The 15,906-nt window shown below is 68.8% G+C and carries 15 protein-coding genes; 5 read left to right on the plus strand and 10 right to left on the minus strand.

Annotated features, from left to right (window positions below; translation table 11 throughout):
• Positions 1 to 9: 9 nt before the first annotated feature.
• The 3 genes from J4E04_RS16220 to J4E04_RS16230 all read right to left on the minus strand — a co-directional run bounded on the left by J4E04_RS16220 (position 10) and on the right by J4E04_RS16230 (position 4,668).
• The gene (locus J4E04_RS16220; protein WP_027504202.1) at positions 10 to 1,365 is read right to left on the minus strand and encodes a cryptochrome/photolyase family protein; all 1,356 of its coding nucleotides are present in this window, start codon (positions 1,363 to 1,365) and stop codon (positions 10 to 12) included.
• Positions 1,366 to 1,403: 38 nt separating this feature from the next.
• Positions 1,404 to 2,339 (minus strand): esterase/lipase family protein, encoded by a 936-nt coding sequence (locus J4E04_RS16225; RefSeq protein ID WP_285187914.1) that lies wholly within the window; start codon positions 2,337 to 2,339, stop codon positions 1,404 to 1,406.
• Between the two features lie 151 nt (positions 2,340 to 2,490).
• Positions 2,491 to 4,668, minus strand: coding sequence for a glutamine synthetase III family protein (locus tag J4E04_RS16230; RefSeq protein ID WP_490149019.1), 2,178 nt, complete (start codon positions 4,666 to 4,668; stop codon positions 2,491 to 2,493).
• A 232-nt stretch (positions 4,669 to 4,900) separates the two neighbouring features.
• Here J4E04_RS16230 and J4E04_RS16235 point away from each other — a divergent pair, with 232 nt between their 5' ends.
• Together J4E04_RS16235 and J4E04_RS16240 are read left to right on the plus strand one after the other, a co-directional pair.
• Positions 4,901 to 5,608, plus strand: a complete 708-nt coding sequence (locus J4E04_RS16235) for a response regulator transcription factor (RefSeq protein WP_027504204.1) — start codon at positions 4,901 to 4,903, stop codon at positions 5,606 to 5,608.
• A 53-nt stretch (positions 5,609 to 5,661) separates the two neighbouring features.
• Positions 5,662 to 6,981: a sensor histidine kinase gene (locus J4E04_RS16240; protein ID WP_490149020.1), complete on the plus strand. Its 1,320-nt coding sequence runs from the start codon at positions 5,662 to 5,664 to the stop codon at positions 6,979 to 6,981.
• Positions 6,982 to 7,006: 25 nt separating this feature from the next.
• On the opposite strand, the gene J4E04_RS16245 is transcribed toward J4E04_RS16240, so the two are convergent.
• Positions 7,007 to 7,363 carry an FKBP-type peptidyl-prolyl cis-trans isomerase gene (locus tag J4E04_RS16245; protein WP_027504206.1) on the minus strand — a complete coding sequence of 119 codons (357 nt, stop codon included), beginning with the start codon at positions 7,361 to 7,363 and terminating at the stop codon, positions 7,007 to 7,009.
• 70 nt (positions 7,364 to 7,433) lie between these two features.
• A complete protein-coding gene (locus J4E04_RS16250; protein WP_056447514.1) occupies positions 7,434 to 8,120 on the minus strand; it encodes a DUF2848 domain-containing protein in 687 nt (228 codons plus the stop codon).
• Between the two features lie 101 nt (positions 8,121 to 8,221).
• Here J4E04_RS16250 and J4E04_RS16255 point away from each other — a divergent pair, with 101 nt between their 5' ends.
• Positions 8,222 to 9,583 (plus strand): MFS transporter, encoded by a 1,362-nt coding sequence (locus J4E04_RS16255; protein WP_328813276.1) that lies wholly within the window; start codon positions 8,222 to 8,224, stop codon positions 9,581 to 9,583.
• Here the strand turns inward: J4E04_RS16255 and J4E04_RS16260 are convergent.
• Positions 9,580 to 10,221 (minus strand): GntR family transcriptional regulator, encoded by a 642-nt coding sequence (locus tag J4E04_RS16260; protein WP_027504209.1) that lies wholly within the window; start codon positions 10,219 to 10,221, stop codon positions 9,580 to 9,582. The two genes, J4E04_RS16255 and J4E04_RS16260, sit on opposite strands and share 4 nt — an antisense overlap.
• A gap of 59 nt (positions 10,222 to 10,280) precedes the next feature.
• On the opposite strand from J4E04_RS16260, the gene J4E04_RS16265 reads away from it, so the two are divergent.
• Positions 10,281 to 11,078 (plus strand): carbon-nitrogen hydrolase family protein, encoded by a 798-nt coding sequence (locus J4E04_RS16265; protein ID WP_027504210.1) that lies wholly within the window; start codon positions 10,281 to 10,283, stop codon positions 11,076 to 11,078.
• 37 nt (positions 11,079 to 11,115) lie between these two features.
• On the opposite strand, the gene J4E04_RS16270 is transcribed toward J4E04_RS16265, so the two are convergent.
• The 3 genes from J4E04_RS16270 to J4E04_RS16280 are packed head-to-tail and all read right to left on the minus strand — an operon-like array spanning position 11,116 to position 14,373.
• Positions 11,116 to 12,423: a citrate synthase gene (locus J4E04_RS16270; RefSeq protein WP_037183979.1), complete on the minus strand. Its 1,308-nt coding sequence runs from the start codon at positions 12,421 to 12,423 to the stop codon at positions 11,116 to 11,118.
• A gap of 52 nt (positions 12,424 to 12,475) precedes the next feature.
• On the minus strand, positions 12,476 to 13,402 hold the full coding sequence (locus J4E04_RS16275; RefSeq protein ID WP_490149021.1) for a carbohydrate kinase family protein: 927 nt from the start codon (positions 13,400 to 13,402) through the stop codon (positions 12,476 to 12,478).
• Positions 13,399 to 14,373 (minus strand): aldose 1-epimerase family protein, encoded by a 975-nt coding sequence (locus J4E04_RS16280; RefSeq protein WP_490149022.1) that lies wholly within the window; start codon positions 14,371 to 14,373, stop codon positions 13,399 to 13,401. The genes J4E04_RS16275 and J4E04_RS16280 overlap by 4 nt, the downstream gene beginning before the upstream one ends.
• Before the next feature lie 53 nt (positions 14,374 to 14,426).
• Here J4E04_RS16280 and J4E04_RS16285 point away from each other — a divergent pair, with 53 nt between their 5' ends.
• A complete protein-coding gene (locus J4E04_RS16285; protein ID WP_490149023.1) occupies positions 14,427 to 15,173 on the plus strand; it encodes a CPBP family intramembrane glutamic endopeptidase in 747 nt (248 codons plus the stop codon).
• On the opposite strand, the gene J4E04_RS16290 is transcribed toward J4E04_RS16285, so the two are convergent.
• Complete coding sequence (locus tag J4E04_RS16290; RefSeq protein ID WP_490149024.1) at positions 15,160 to 15,858, minus strand: TetR/AcrR family transcriptional regulator; 699 nt, start codon at positions 15,856 to 15,858, stop codon at positions 15,160 to 15,162. The two genes, J4E04_RS16285 and J4E04_RS16290, sit on opposite strands and share 14 nt — an antisense overlap.
• Positions 15,859 to 15,906: the final 48 nt, after the last annotated feature.

Here is a 15,906-nt window from a genome sequence, read left to right on the forward strand (position 1 = left end):
ACCGCACAGTCAGGACTTGAGCGCGCCGAAGCGTCGGAGCGCTTCCTCCCGCTCGTGCTTGTGGTCGACGATCGGCTCGGGATAGTCCTCCGGCCGTCCGTTCTTCAGAGCGTGCACGGCTTTACCCTCGACACCGCGGAGCTCGGGAACCCAGCGACGCACGTAGTCGCCGTTCGGGTCGAACTTCTCGCCCTGCGTCGTGGGGTTGAACACCCGGAAGTACGGCGACGCATCGGTTCCCGTGCCCGCGGTCCACTGCCACCCGTGCTGGTTGCTGGCGATGTCGCCGTCCATCAGGTGCTGCAGGAAGAAGCGTGCACCCCGCCACCACGGCAGGTGCAGGTCCTTCACCAGGAAGGATGCGACGATCATCCGCACCCTGTTGTGCATCCAGTTCTCCGAGACCAGTTGGCGCATGCCCGCGTCGACGATGGGGAAGCCCGTCGTGCCGTCGCACCACGCCTGGAAGAGCTCGTCCGCGTGCGGCCCGGAGTCGAGCTCGATCTTGTCGAACCTCTTGTCGTAGTTCTCCCGAGCGCTGTCCGGTCGGCGAAAGAGGATGTCGGCGTAGAAGTCTCGGAAGCACAACTCGCGTCGGTACGCCTCCGAGCCGTCGTTCTTCAGTGAGGCCAGATCGGCCAGCATGGTGCGCGGATGGATGGTCCCGTACTTCAGGTGCACCGACATCCGGCTGGTGCTGTCCTTGTCCGGACGGTTGCGCTCGTCGTCGTACCCGGTCGCACGGTCGTCGCGGAAGTCCGCCCACGAGGACAGCGCCGCCTGCTCGCCGGCCTCGACGTCCGCACGGGTCTTCTCCGTCGGAATGGTCACTCGCTTGCGGCCGCCCGACACGTCGTCCGGATCGATCCACGACGCCGACGACGCGGAGGTGTCGGCGGGGCCGCGCCAGCCGTGGTCCTGCCAGCGGCGGTAGAACGGCGTGAAGACCTTGAAACCCTCGCCGTCGTCCTTGACGATGCGGCCGGGCGACACCGCGTACGGCGACCCCGTCCGCACCAGGTCGACCTTCTCGGCGACGGCGTCGTCGCGGCGTCGACCGTACGGACCATAGTCCTCGCTCACGTGCACGGCGCCCGCTCCCACGGCCTTCGCCACGGCCGGAACCGCGGCCACCGGATCGCCCTTCACCACCATCAGGCGGCCGCCGAGCTGATCGTCCAGCGCTGTCAACGACCGGAACAGCACGTCGCGGCGCGCGGCACCCGACGGGCCGAGGAGGTGATCGTCGAGCACGAACAGCGCCAGCACGTCCCGGCCGTCCTCGGCGGCGTGGGCCAGTGCCGGGTGGTCACCGAGGCGCAGGTCGCGGCGGAACCACAGGACGGAGGGTGCAGAAGAGCTCATGACAGACGTTCGTACCCGTTCCGCGCCCCGGCCGAACGTCAGGGTCCGGTGTAGGCCGGCTCGGCCGGAAGCACCTGCGTCTGGATCTGCGCGTCCACCAGGCCGGCGATGGCGGTGGGCGCGGTACGCAGCGGGCCCAGCGGATCGGTTCCGGGCGGGGTGAGCTGGAGACAACTCTGCGTGCCCACCCTCGACTCGACGGCCGGGCCGTCGTTGTCCAACGCGTCGGCCAGCATCGCGATCGCCGTGGCGTCCGACGGAAGCAGGACGTGGGAGACGTACTTCAGGGGGCAGACGTCCTGGATCACCAGGTTCGACGCCCCGGCCATCGCGCCGGCGGCCGGGGCCGGTCGCACCAGCTCGTCGAACGCCGTCGAGATCGTGGTGGCCGACGTGCCCGCCGGGAACGGCGTCGACGTCAGTGCGGCCATGAAGTCGGAACCCTCCGAGAACTGCCAGATGGGCGCCGCACAGCCGCCCAGCGCCGCGCACACCGCATCGGTGTCCTGCGGAGCACCCACCGGAGCGAGCCCGACCACGTCGTCCACCACCGCGGCGACCTCGGGATCGGACTTCACCGCCCACGCCGCGAGAGTTCCGCCCTGGCTGTGGCCGACCAGATCGACCGGGCCACCGCGGGTGTTCGCGGTGCGCAGCACGGCGTCCACGACGAAGCGGGTGCTGATCTGCACGTCGACCGTCGCGCGCCGAGGCAGTTCCACCGTGCAGAACGGTCGACCGGTCTGCGTGAGCCACGGTTCGAGCACCGCGCCGAAGTCCTCGACACTGTTCGTCCAGGTGCCGTGCACCAACACCACAGGGTCCTCCGCCGCACCCGCGACGTCGCCGCTGCACGCGTAGGTGGAGCCGACGGCCGGGTCGGCGGGCGCTGCGACCGCCGTGACGGCGCTGACCACCACCGTCGCCGCCACCGCGGTCAGGACCAACCCGACTCGCACCGGTAGCGCGAACAACGACCCTGCATTCCACCCTGACGATCCTGATCCCGACGACCCCATGCCGCATCACCCCCGACGGGGAAGCTACCGCCCGCCGGAGGTGGTGCCGCACGGAAAACGGACATTCGACCCGCCTCGAGTGAATGTCACCAGCGCGCCGCGTGCATCACAGGACGAACAACATCTCCTGGTAGGTCGGCAGCGGCCACAGGTCGTCGGCGACGATGTCCTCGAGCTGATCGGCCGCCGCCCGCACTTCCGCCATGGCCGGAAGGAGCGCGTCTCTGGCGTGGCTGGCCTCGCCGAGCGCGTCGTGCCCGGTGTCGGCGTCCAGCGCGCCCTTCAGCGTCGCCAGCCCGGCCCGCAGAGCCGCGAGCGGCACGGACACGGTGTCCAGCGGCGCCCTGTCGATCTCCACGCCCACCGCCTGCAGCGCGGCCAGGTTCTGGGCGACCTCCGTCTGGTACCGCACTGCTGCCGGCAGCACGATGGTGGTGCCCATCTCGAGCGTCAACCGAGCCTCCACACCGATGGTGAGTGCGTACTGCTCGAGCCCGATCTCGTAACGGCTGTGCATCTCTCGCGAGTTGAACACGTCGTACTTCGAGAAGAGGGCCAGCGCCTCGTCGGTGATGAGCTCCGGCAATGCGTCCAGCGTCGTGCGCAGGTTGGCGAGACCCCGCGCCTCCGCCTCGATGGGCCAGTTCTCCGAGTACCCGTCACCGTTGAAGACGACGGCGCCGTGGTCGGTGATGATCTGCGTCAACAGATTCTGGACCGCAGTGTCGAAGTCGACGCCGTCCGCGACGGCCGTCTCGAGCTCGGTGGCCATGTGGTCGAGCGACTCGGCCATGATCGTGTTGATGACGACCATCGGCTCGTTCACCGTCTGCATCGACCCCGGAGCGCGGAACTCGAATCGGTTGCCGGTGAACGCGAACGGGCTCGTACGGTTGCGGTCGCCCGGATCGGTGGGCAGCACGGGCAGCGTGTCCGCCCCGATCATCATGGTGCCCTTGCCCTTCGAAGACGTCGCCGCGCCCTTGGCGATCTGGTCGAAGACGTCGGCGAGCTGGTCACCCAGGAAGATCGAGATGATGGCCGGCGGAGCCTCGTTCGCGCCGAGTCGGTGATCGTTCGTGGCCGACGCCACCGATGCGCGCAGCAGCCCGGCGTACTTGTGCACCGCGCGGATCACCGCGGCACAGAAGACGAGGAACTGTGCGTTGTCGTGCGGGGTGTCCCCCGGGACCAGGAGGCTGCCGAGCTCCGAGTTGCCCAACGAGAAGTTGACGTGCTTACCCGACCCGTTGACGCCCTCGAACGGCTTCTCGTGGAACAGGATCTCCATGCCGTGCTTCTTGGCGATGGTCTTGAACGTCGTCATGAGCAGTTGCTGGTGATCCGCGGCGATGTTGCCGCGCTCGAACATCGGCGCGATCTCGAACTGTCCGGGCGCCACCTCGTTGTGCCGGGTCTTGGCCGGGATGCCGAGCTTGAACAGTTCGCGCTCAGTGTCCATCATGAAGCCCAGGACGCGTTCGGGAATCGCGCCGAAATAGTGGTCGTCGAACTCCTGGCCCTTGGGCGGCTTCGCACCGAACAGGGTGCGCCCCGCGTTGAGCAGATCCGGACGCGCCAGGAAGAAGTGCCGGTCGACGAGGAAGTACTCCTGCTCCGGTCCGCAGAAGGACACGACGTGCTCGGGATCCTCGTGTCCGAAGAGCGTCAGGATGCGCTCGGCGTGCCGGCCCATCGCCTGCTGGGAGCGCAGCAGACCCGTCTTGTGGTCCAGTGCCTCACCGGTCATCGACACGAACACCGTCGGGATGCACAGCGTGTTGCCGTTCGGATTCTCGAGGACGTACGCCGGGCTGGTGACGTCCCACCCCGTGTAACCACGCGCCTCGAAGGTGTTGCGCAGACCGCCGTTCGGGAAACTCGACGCGTCGGGTTCGCCCTGGATCAGCGTCTTGCCGGCGAACTCCGCCAACGCGGAACCGTCCGACACCGGCTCGAGGAAACTGTCATGCTTCTCCGCCGTCAGACCCGTCAGCGGGTAGAACACGTGCGCGTAGTGCGTCGCACCCTTCTCGATGGCCCAGTCCTTCATCGCGGACGCCACCGCGTCGGCCACCATCGGATCGAGCGGCGCACCGTGCTCGATCGTCTTCATCACCGACTTGTAGACCGACTTCGGCAGGCGCTTCTGCATCACCACACGGTTGAACACGTTCTCGCCGAAGACCTGACCCGGAGTCTCCGTGTCGGTGTAGCTGACGGCGGGAGGCTGGTACGCCTCGACCGCTCGCAGAGCCTGGAGACGGACCGTGTTCGCGCTCATCGTGATACCCCTTGCATGCTCGACCCCGACCGCGCTGGATGCACCGACGGCTTCGAGAGACGATAGAGACGCTCTGTTCCGGGAAGATTGCGCAGACGTGACCACCGCGATCGTTCCCGGCCCGGCCGGTTGTGTGCGCTGATCCGCGGTGAGCGCGGATCACTGCACACAGGTCGACTCACGTGGCGCGGGGCGCATCCGCACACCACGGTCGTTCCGGCACAATCGACGGATGACCGCTCCGGACCAGCCCACCGTCCTCGTGGTGGACGACGACGTCGACGTGCTGGCCTCGATCGAGCGCGGACTGCGGCTGTCCGGGTTCACCGTGCTCACCGCTCGCGACGGCGCCGCCGCTCTCGACCTCGTCGGTGCGCAGGATCCGGACGTCGTGGTCCTGGACATGAACATGCCCGTCCTCGACGGCAACGGCGTGGTCACCGCGTTGCGCGCCCGCGGCAACGACGTCCCGGTGTGCGTCCTGAGCGCGCGCAGTTCCGTCGACGACCGCATCGCGGGCCTCGAGTCCGGCGCCGACGACTACCTGACCAAGCCGTTCGTCCTCGCCGAACTGGTGGCACGCATCAACGCGATGCTGCGCCGCCGCGGCACCATCGGTACCAGCGTCCCGGCCACTGCCGCCGTGGTGGTCGGGCCTCTGAGCCTCGACGAGCCGGGCCACCGCGCCACCATCGACGGGCGGCCCCTCGACCTCACGAAGCGCGAGTTCGAACTCCTCGCCGTCCTCGCGCACAACGCCGGAGTGGTGCTCAGCCGGGAGCGGCTCCTGGAACTGGTGTGGGGGTACGACTTCGTGGCCGACACCAACGTCGTCGACGTCTTCGTCGGGTACCTGCGGCGGAAGATGGAGAGCGGTGGGGTGCCACGGATCCTGCACACCGTCCGCGGCGTCGGCTTCGTCCTGCGCACGGCTTCATGACGCTTCTCCGGCCCTCCCGGCGCATGACGACCGGCCTCCGGCCTTCCCGGCGCATGACGACCGGCCTCCGGCCTTCCCGGGTCTTCTCGCTGCGCGCCCGCGTGGCCGCCGCCACCGCCCTGGGCGCCCTCATCATCGTCTCGCTCGTCGGTTGGTACGTCGCAGCGGCCATCTCCCGCAACAACATCCTGCAGCTCGACCGTCGGCTCGAGACAGCGTCGGAGGTGGTGGTACCGCGTGCGCAGACATTCGAGATGTTCCTCGGGAGCCTGAGCAGGTCCGAGGCCTTCGCCATCACGATCAGGCAGACCGATCAGGTGCGGGCCAGTACTCAGCCGCAGCTCCCCGCGATGCCGCTCGGTTCGGCGACCGCCGACGTCGACGGCACCCCGTTCCGCGTCTATACCGCCGCGGTGCCGGACCGGACGGACGTCACCGTGTCCATCGCGGTGCCGTTGTCGGAGGCGCAGGACATCACGGACGACCAGCAGCGGCAGGTGCTGCAGGCCGGCGCTCTGGCGGTCGGCGCGTCGACGGCACTCGGCTGGATCCTCGGCGGACGGGCCGTGCGCCCGTTGATGAGGCTCACGCACGACGTCGCGAAGGACCCGCCGACACCACCCCGCAAGTCGACGGGTGTGCGGGAGGCGGACGCCCTCGCGGCCGCCGTCGGCGACATGCTGCAGCGAGTGTCGGACGCCCAGGCGCGCACCGAGAGCGCCCTCGAGACGGCCCGCGACTTCGCCGCCGTGTCGGCGCACGAGCTGCGGACGCCGCTGACCGCCATGCGTACCGACATCGAGGTGCTGCGCACGCTCGATCTCTCCGCCGAGCAGCGGCAGGAGATCCTCGACGACCTTCAGCGCACGCAGGGCCGGGTGGAATCGACTCTCGCCGCGCTGGAACGGCTGGCCACCGGAGAGCTGACCACCGACGCGGACCGGGTGAGCGTGGACGTCGTGGAGGTCGCCGACCTCGTCGCACGGGACGCCGCGCGGACGTTGCCGGAGACGCGGGTGCGGGTGGAGGCCGACGGGCCGGTGTCCGCCCTGGGTCATCCCACGGGACTACGGTTGGCGCTCGACAACGCCGTGCTCAATGCCGTGCGTCACGGCGGCGCGACGACCGTGGTGATCAGCGTGGCGCGCACGGCGGAGGGTGCGCGAATCAGCGTGGACGACAACGGGTCCGGCGTCCCGGAGGAGGAGCGGGAACGTGTCTTCGGACGCTTCGAGCGCGGATCACGAGCCGCGGCGGGCGGATCCGGACTCGGGCTCGCACTGGTCGCCCAGCAGGCTCACCTGCACGGTGGAACTGTGCATCTGGAGGCGAGCCCGCTGGGCGGTGCGAGGTTGGTGCTCGACGTGGCGTGAGCCCGTCGAATCTGCGGAGCAGAGATCAGGCGTTCAGCAGATCGATGACGAAGACGAGGGTCTTGCCGGACAGCCGATGTCCGGCGCCTGCGGGGCCGTAGGCGAGCTCCGGCGGGATGGTGAGCTGACGGCGTCCGCCGACCTTCATGCCGGGAATGCCGTCCTGCCAGCCCTGGATGAGGCCGCGCAGCGGGAAGGTGATGGACTCGCCGCGGTTCCAGGACGAGTCGAACTCCTCGCCGCTCTCGAACTCGACGCCCACGTAGTGGACCTCGACGGTGCCGCCGGGAACGGCTTCCGCGCCGTCACCGACCGTGATGTCCTGGACCACGAGGTCGGTAGGAGGGGGGCCGGCCTGGAACTCGATCTCGGGCTTGGTCACGATGAACTCCTGTAGTCGACTGATACCGAACGACGATGTCCTGTACCGATCGACTGTAACGTGACTGCGCTCAGCCTATCGGGGACGGCATGGCGACGGTGCGGTAAGCGCAGGTCAGAGTCCGATCGGTCGCCGGGTCGCGCAGCTCGACCTTCCACGCGCTCGCGAACTGGTCCACCCCCGGAACCATCGACACCGTGCCGGACATCAGCACCGTGCCCGCCCGGAAGAGCCCCCGCTCGGTGAGGACGTCGAGCCAGTGATCGGGCGAGAGCAGATCGCCCAGAGTGCCGTCCTGGATGAGGGTCTCGTCGTCTCCGACCCGGGCGCGCAGCGTGATGTCGTCGAGGCGGTCGGCCACCTCCGCGAGCCGCCAGGCCCCGGTGCCGAGCACGTCGGGTGAGGCGTTCTTGCTCCACGCGACGCTGTGCACCTCGAGATCGCGATCGGTGTGGTCGCACGCGACGGTCAGCAGCACGTCGTCGCGGGTGGGACCCGTGATCACCAGTGCCCACTCCGCCTCGCCCGAGGTGTGTCCGTGCTGGACGTGCACCTCGGAGGTCTGCTGTGCCAGGTAGGGCGAGATGGGGTACATCGCCGGAATGGTGGTCGGTGCGGGAACGCCGAGCTCGGCCAGTTCGGCGATGTGGGACGCGACCTCGGCCTGGTCACGGCCCGCGTACCCGGCGTTCAGGAGTGTGGTCACGGTGACCGACTCGGTGGAACCGTCGGGAAGTTCGAAGGTCAGTGTCGTCATCATTTCTCCTGTTACTTCTCTGTTTCGGGAGCGCTCGAGGGGTTGCGCATACGTCTTGTATACAGCAAGTATATGAACCACGACACCCGAAAGGACATCCCATGGACGGCACGACACCCGACGGCCGAGGGGCGGTGCGTCCCGACCGGACTGCGCTGACCAAGGCTTTCGCTGCCAGCCTGACCGGTACGGCACTGGAGTGGTACGACTTCGCGGTCTACTCCGCGTCGGCCGCACTGATCTTCCCCATCATCTTCTTCCCGGAGAGCGACCCGTTGACGGGAACGCTGCTCGCGTTCTCGACCTACGCCGTGGGATACGTCGCGCGGCCGATCGGCGGGTTCGTCTTCGGCCGCCTCGGCGACGTCATCGGACGCAAACAGCTGCTCGTCATCACGTTGTTGCTCATCGGCGTCACGACGTTCCTCATCGGACTGCTGCCGGGCTACGCGACCATCGGCGTCGCGGCGCCGATCATCCTGGTGGCGTTGCGCTTCGCGCAGGGCGTCGCCGTCGGTGGCGAGTGGGGCGGTGCCGTCCTGCTCTCGAGCGAGTACGGCAATCCGCGCAAGCGTGGATTCTGGTCGTCCGCGGCGCAGATCGGCCCGCCCGCCGGCAACCTGATGGCCAACGGCGCTCTCGCGGCCCTGACCTTCGCCCTCACCGAGGAACAGTTCGAGTCGTGGGGCTGGCGCGTGGCATTCCTGCTGTCGGCCGTTCTGGTCGGCTTCGGACTGTGGATCCGCCTGAAGCTCGAGGACACCCCGGTGTTCAAGGCGCTGCAGGAGAGCGGCGACCGACCCGCGGCACCGATCACCGAGGTCTTCCGCGAGCAGCGCCGCCCCCTGATCGCCGCGATCCTCTCGCGCATCGCACCCGACGTCATCTACGCCCTCTTCACCGTCTTCTCCATCACCTACGGCGTGCAGAAGCTCGGCTTCGTGCGCAGCGAGGTGCTCACGGCCATCCTCATCGGCTCGGCGTTCCAGCTGGCCACCATCCCGCTGGCGGGCGCACTGTCCGACATCGTGAACCGGCGACTGCTCTACGCCGTCGCCGCCGTGGGCGGCGTCGCGTGGGTGGCCGTCTTCTTCCTCCTCATCGGCGGCAGCTCGTTCGGCATGCTCGTCCTGGGCGTCGTCGTCGGACTGACGTTCCACTCGTTCATGTACGGGCCGCAGGCCGCGTTCGTGACGGAGCAGTTCTCGCTGCGCCTGCGCTCCACCGGTGCCTCGCTGGCGTACACGATCGCCGGCGTCTTCGGCGGCGCGATCGCTCCGCTCATGTTCACGTTCCTGCTCGACCGCACCGACAGCTGGGTGCCCGTCTTCGTCTACATCATGGCGATGGGTGTGCTCACCGTCCTCGGCCTGGCACTCGGCCGTGGTCCCGATCCCGCGGAGGAGGAGAGCTACGTCGCGCAGAACCTCGGCGCCGAGCAGCTCTCGGCACGGGAGAGCTAGCCGCGCAGCAGGATTCGCATGGTGACGTCCAGGTGTGCATCGATCTGCGCGGACGCCGCGGCCAGATCCCCCGAGGCCAACGCGTCGACGATCGCGCGATGCTCGGTGCACACCTGGCGCTTGCGGTCGGGAGCGCCGAACAGCGCGGACAACCCGGCACGCAACTGCCGCGCCCGCAGCCCGGCGTACGTCCGGGACAGCAACTCGCTGCCTGCAGAGTCGATCAGTTCCTGGTGGAACGTCCCGTCGAGGTCGATGAAGGTTCGGGCGTGATCCTCGGCGGCACCGGCAGCCAGGGCCTCCTGCGACTCCAGAGTGGCCGTCATCGCCGCGATGGGTACGTTCCCAGCGTCGATCGCCTTCTCCGCGGCGTGCCGTTCGAGCACGCCGCGCAGGTCCATCAGTTCACCGATCTGGCGCCCGGACATCGGCGGCACGTACGCGCCCCGGCCTCGCACCATCTCGATGAGACCCTCGGACACCAACAGCAGCAACGCTTCTCGGACCGGGGTGCGCGACACCCCGATCTGCGACGCCAGCTCACCCTCGTTCAGGAACGTGCCCGTGAACGCCGGTTCGGACAGCACGCGGTCGCGGAGATAGACATAGGCACGCTCGCGACCGGACTGTTCTTGCATACTGTGTGTATACCAGTCACGACCCTCGACACCCCGCACGCCGACGTCAGGAGCACCGCATGAGAATCAGCCTCGCCCAGATCACCGCGTCCCGCGATCCGAACGAGAACCTCGACCTGGTGCGCTCGTCCGTCCGTGACGCCGTGGACGCGGGCGCCCGGCTGTGCGTCCTTCCCGAGGCAACGATGCGCCGATTCGGCGGATCGATCGCCGACGTCGCCGAGCCGCTCGACGGCCCCTGGGCCACCGCGGTGCGCGAGATCGCCGACGACGCGGGCATCACCGTCGCGGCCGGCATGTTCACCCCGGCCGTCGGCGGTGACGAGCGGGTGCGCAACACCCTGCTGATCACCGGCGGGGGCGTCGAGGCGTCGTACGACAAGATCCACCTGTTCGACGCGTTCGGTTTCGCCGAGTCCGACACCGTCGCACCGGGAACCGAGCCGGTGGTCGTCGACATCGACGGCGTGGGTGTCGGCTTCGCGACGTGCTACGACATTCGCTTCCCCGGCCTCTTCCAGACCCTCGCGGACCGCGGCGCCCTGCTCACCGTCGTCGCCGCGTCGTGGGGCCGCGGCCCCGGCAAGGTGGATCAGTGGACACTGCTCGCCCGCGCCCGTGCACTGGACTCCACGACGTTCCTCGCGGCCTGCGGGCAGGCGGACCCCGCCGAGTCGGGTATCGAGATCTCGGGCTCGGCACCCGTGGGCGTCGGCAACTCGATGGTGGTGTCCCCCACCGGCCATGTGCTCGACCAGCTCGGCGCGGCGCCCGGTCTGCTCACGCTCGACATCGACCCGAACGAGATCGACGCGGTGCGCCAGAACTTGCCGGTGTTGGCCAACCGGAAGTTCTGACGCACCGCGTCGGGGGTGTCGCGAGGGGCAGGGCCGATCAGCGGCCGTCGATGCCCTCGTAGCCGCGCTCGGTGTAGCCCGTGTAGATCTGACGGGGGCGGCCGATCTTGGCGTTCGGGTCCTGGTGCATCTCCTGCCAGTGCGCGATCCACCCGGGCAGGCGGCCGAGCGCGAACAGCACCGTGAACATGCGCTCGGGGAAGCCCATGGCGCGGTAGATGAGGCCCGTGTAGAAGTCGACGTTCGGGTACAGCTTGCGCTCGACGAAGTAGTCGTCGGACAGGGCGACCTCTTCGAGCTTCATCGCGATGTCGAGCAGCTCGTCGTTGGTGCCGAGCTTCTCGAGAATCGAGTGCGCCGTCTTGCGCACGATGGCCGCGCGCGGGTCGTAGTTCTTGTAGACACGGTGTCCGAAGCCCATGAGCTTGACACCGTCCTCCTTGTTCTTGACCCGCTTCAGGAAGTCCGCACTGTCGCCGCCCTCGCTCTGGATGCGGTACAGCATCTCGAGGACGGCCTGGTTGGCGCCGCCGTGCAGCGGACCCCACAGAGCGTTGATGCCGCCGGAGATGGACGTGAAGAGGTTGGCGTCGGACGAGCCGACCAGGCGCACCGTCGACGTCGAGCAGTTCTGCTCGTGATCGGCGTGCAGGATGAGCAGCATGTCGAGCGCCTTGACCATCTCGGGATCGGCCTCGTAGGGCTCGGCCGGGAAACCGAAGGTCATGCGCAGGAAGTTCTCGACGTAGCTCTTCGAGTTGTCCGGGTACAGGAACGGCTGGCCCACCGACTTCTTGTACGCGTACGCGGCGATGGTCGGCAGCTTGGCCAGCAGACGGATCGTCGAGAGCTCGACCTGCTCGGGATCGTTCGGGTCGAGCGAGTCCTGGTAGTACGCGGACAGCGCGTTGACCGCGGACGAGACGACGGGCATCGGGTGGGCGTTGCGCGGGAAGCCGTCGAAGAAGCGCTTGAGGTCCTCGTGCAGCAGGGTGTGCCGACGGATGCGGTCGGTGAAGTTCTCCAACTCGACGGTGGTGGGCAGCTCCCCGTAGATCAGCAGGTAGCTGACCTCGAGAAACGACGACTTCTCGGCGAGCTGGTCGATCGGGTATCCGCGGTAGCGCAGGATGCCCTCGGCACCGTCGATGTACGTGATGGCGGACTTGGTGGAGGCCGTGTTGACGAACCCACCGTCCAGCGTCGTGTACCCGGTGTTCGCGAGCAGTTTGCCCAGCTCGATACCGTCGTTGCCTTCGGTCGCTCTCGCAATGGTCATCTCGTGTTCGCCGCCGGGATAGATCAGCTTGGCGGTGGCGGCGTTGTCGGCATTCTCAGCGGGCACGAAGGGTCCCTCTCGAGCTCGGTGTAACGGAACTTGTGGTGTCTCGATAAAACTAGTCGTCGCCGACCTCGTCCGCCCAGGGAGGGTCCGCCCCCGGTCGTGACACGGTGATGGCGGCTGCCTTCGCGGCGAACGTGAGAGCCGCCGTCCAGGCGTGTGAATCGAGTCGCAGAAGGTCCGCCGACGAGCGCACGCCGTGCTCCGTCAGGTGGTGGAGCATCGCTCCGTGGACGGTGTCGCCCGCACCGATGGTGTCCGCGACCTGCACCGACACACCGGGAACGACTGTCTCGCCGGCCGTGGTGACCACCGACAGTCCGTCCCCGCCGCGCGTGACGACGACGGCCGTCACGCCCGCGTCCAACCAGTCTCGGACGGTGGTGCCCTGCGGCCCCTCCCCCAGCCAACCCGCGTCCTCGACCGACACCTTGAGGATGTCGATCGACGGAAGCCAGGTACGGAACCGGGCGCGGTAACCGTCGCCGTCCGTCATCGCGGCCGGGCGGATGTTCGGATCGAGCATCGTCAGGACCCCGGCGTCGTGCACCCTCGCGAGCAACGCCGCGTACACGCTCGCGCCCGGCTCGTAGAGCAGCGACAGCGTGCCGAACGACGCCGCGGTCACCGACTCGGGGATGGTCGCGGGCGCCTCGACGAGTCGGTCCGCGGTGCCGTCGGCATAGAACGAGTACTCGGCGGCGCCGTGCGCGTCGAGCACGGTCAGGGCGAGCGTGGTCAGCTCCGGCCCACGCTGGAGCAGGTCGAGTCCCACCTTCGACGCCTCCAGCCACGCCACCAGGTCGCGGCCGAACGGGTCGCGGGAGATGCGGGAGAGGAACTGCACGTCCGCACCGAGGCGGCCGAGCGCGACGGCGACGTTGAACGGGCCGCCGCCCAGCTTCGGCGTCAACGCGGGACCACCGCCCCGGCGATCCGGCACCAGATCGACCAGCGCCTCGCCGCACACGAGGATCGTCACGAGGCGCTCCCGTCGTCCGCCCGGATGCCCCAGCTCCCGGTCCAGGTCTCCCCCGGCTCCAGCACGATCAGCCCCACCCCTGAGTTCAGCGCGTCCGGTGGGCACGTCATCGGTTCGATCGCCAGGGCGCGGCCGCGGTCCGGGTAGGCCTGATCGTGCGCCGGATCCGCCGTGAACACCTGCACCCACGGGAAGTTCGCGTCGGTCCACAGCACGGTGGCCGCGCTGTCCGGCGGCGTCAGGTACTGCCGTGCGATGCCGTCCGCGTCCGGGACGAGGGCACTGAACGGGGTGTCGAGCCAGACTCCGGCGAGGCTCCGCGCCGCAGCGAAGTCGAGGTCCGTGTCCTGCACGGGCACGGGGCCGCCGCTGGGCAGGTTGCGCTCGCCGTCGAGCGGGAGACGCACACCCGCCGAGAGTCGGAGCGTGCACTCGTCCAGGGGCGCATCGCCTGCGCGGACGAACGAGTGAACGCCCATGCCGAACGGCGCCGTGCGATCCCCGACGTTCGTCGCCGTGTGGGTCACGGTCAGACCGTCGTCATCGAGGCTGTGCCGAGCGGTCAGCCGCAGCGCGAAGGGCCATCCCTGCTCGCCACCGATGTCGATGGTGTGAGTGATCGACGAGTCGGACCGCTCCGCGACGTCCCATTCCCGTCGACGGACGAGTCCGTGACTCGCGTTGTTCCGGGCCGGTTCGGTGATCTCGAGCTGATGTGTCTCACCGTCGAACGTGAACCGGCCGTCGCGCGTGCGGTTGGGCCACGGTGCGAGAACAAGCCCCGCCGACAACGGGGGTTTGGCGGCGACCCGATCCCGACCGGCCTCCGGCCTGCCCGCGCCCCACGTCTCGGTCAACCGGCGCCCGGAGTGCTCGAGGGCACGCAGTCCCGCACCGGTGGCGGCGACGTCGGCTCTGTACGCACCGTGGCGCAGCGAATGGGACAGGGCGGATGGCGCGTCGTCGACCATGGCAGCACGCTACCGCCCTGATGTGACGCGCCGTTCTCTGTACGGTGGATCGGGTGTCCACAGTCGTCGTCGCCACCGAACCGGTGACATCCCGCCGTTGGTTCGACAGGACCCTCGTCGACATCGTCGTGGTCGTCGCGGCCCTGGTGGTCTTCAACCTGACCGCGCACTTCGCGCCGACCCCCATCGCGGTCGCCGCGGTGCCGGTCGGCGCCCTGCTGCTGCTCGCCTTCGCCCGTGCGCGCGGCCTCCAGTGGAGCGACTTGGGACTGAGCAACGTCGGACGCGGAGCCCGTCACGGCGCCGCCGCGGCGGGCATCACGCTTCTCGTCGTCGCCATCGCCGCGTCGATACCGCTGACGCAGAGCGCCTTCCTCAACGAGCGGTACGGCGTCAACGTCGGCGCCACACTGTTCGCGGCCCTGGTCATCATTCCGCTCCAGACGGTCGTTCCCGAGGAGCTCGCGTTCCGCGGCGTCCTGCACGCGAAATTGTCGCGGCGCTTCGGCATTCGTGCGGTCGCCGTCATCGGTTCGCTGCTCTTCGGCCTGTGGCACGTAGCGTCGTCACTCGGCCTGACGGCGGGCAACGACGGCTTCTCCGCCGTGCTGGGAACCGGCCTCTTCGGTCAGATCATCGGCGTGTGCGGCGCCGTCGCCGGGACCACCCTGGCCGGCTTCGTCTTCACCTGGCTACGCCATCGTGGCGGCAGCATCATCGCCCCCATCGGGCTGCACTGGGCGCTCAACGGCGCCGGCGCGCTGGCCGCACTCGCGGTGTGGCACCTCACCTTTCACTGAGACCGAGCGACGCCGCCAGATCCCGCACGATGTCGGCGTAGAACGCGCCGGTGTCCGCGGTGACGCCGACCAGGTGGCCGAAGCGCTCGAACGACACCGCGCCGAACACGGTGATCCACGCGGACAAGGTGCGGGCCACCAGGTCGTCCGTCATCACGCCACTCACGTCCTCCCCGCGGGTCTCGCGGAAGTGCTGCACGACGAAGTCGCGCGCCGGCGAGTAGAGGCCGGGCTCGATGAGCGTCGGCGGCTCCGACCGGTAAGCATCGACGACGATGCTCACCATCACGAGGGTGGGCCGGGTCGCGGGAACCACCGTCGTCCGGGGAGCGCGGTAGCCGGGCACGGGTGAGCCGTACAGCAGCGCGTACTCGTGGGGGTGCGCCGCGGCCCAGGACCGCAATGCGTCACACACCGCCACCCAGCGGTCGACAGGCTTCCCACCCCGCGGATCCGCGTCTTCGAGAGCGGCGCCGACCTCGTCATAGCACTGCACGATCAACGCGGTGAGCAGGTCGTCCCGGCTCGCCACGTAGCGGTAGACGGCCGAGGACACCATACCGATCTCCCGCGCCACCGCCCGCAGCGACAGCGACGCGGGACCGACCTCGGCGAGCTGTGTCCGTGCGGCGCTCAGGATCGCGGCCATCGTCTCCGTGCGTGCGGTTTCGCGGGGCGTGGGCATGCCTCCACAGTAACCGAGAGCACCGCTCTTGACTTTCGAGAGCGGTGC

The organism is Rhodococcus sp. NFXS4, assembly GCF_058139645.1.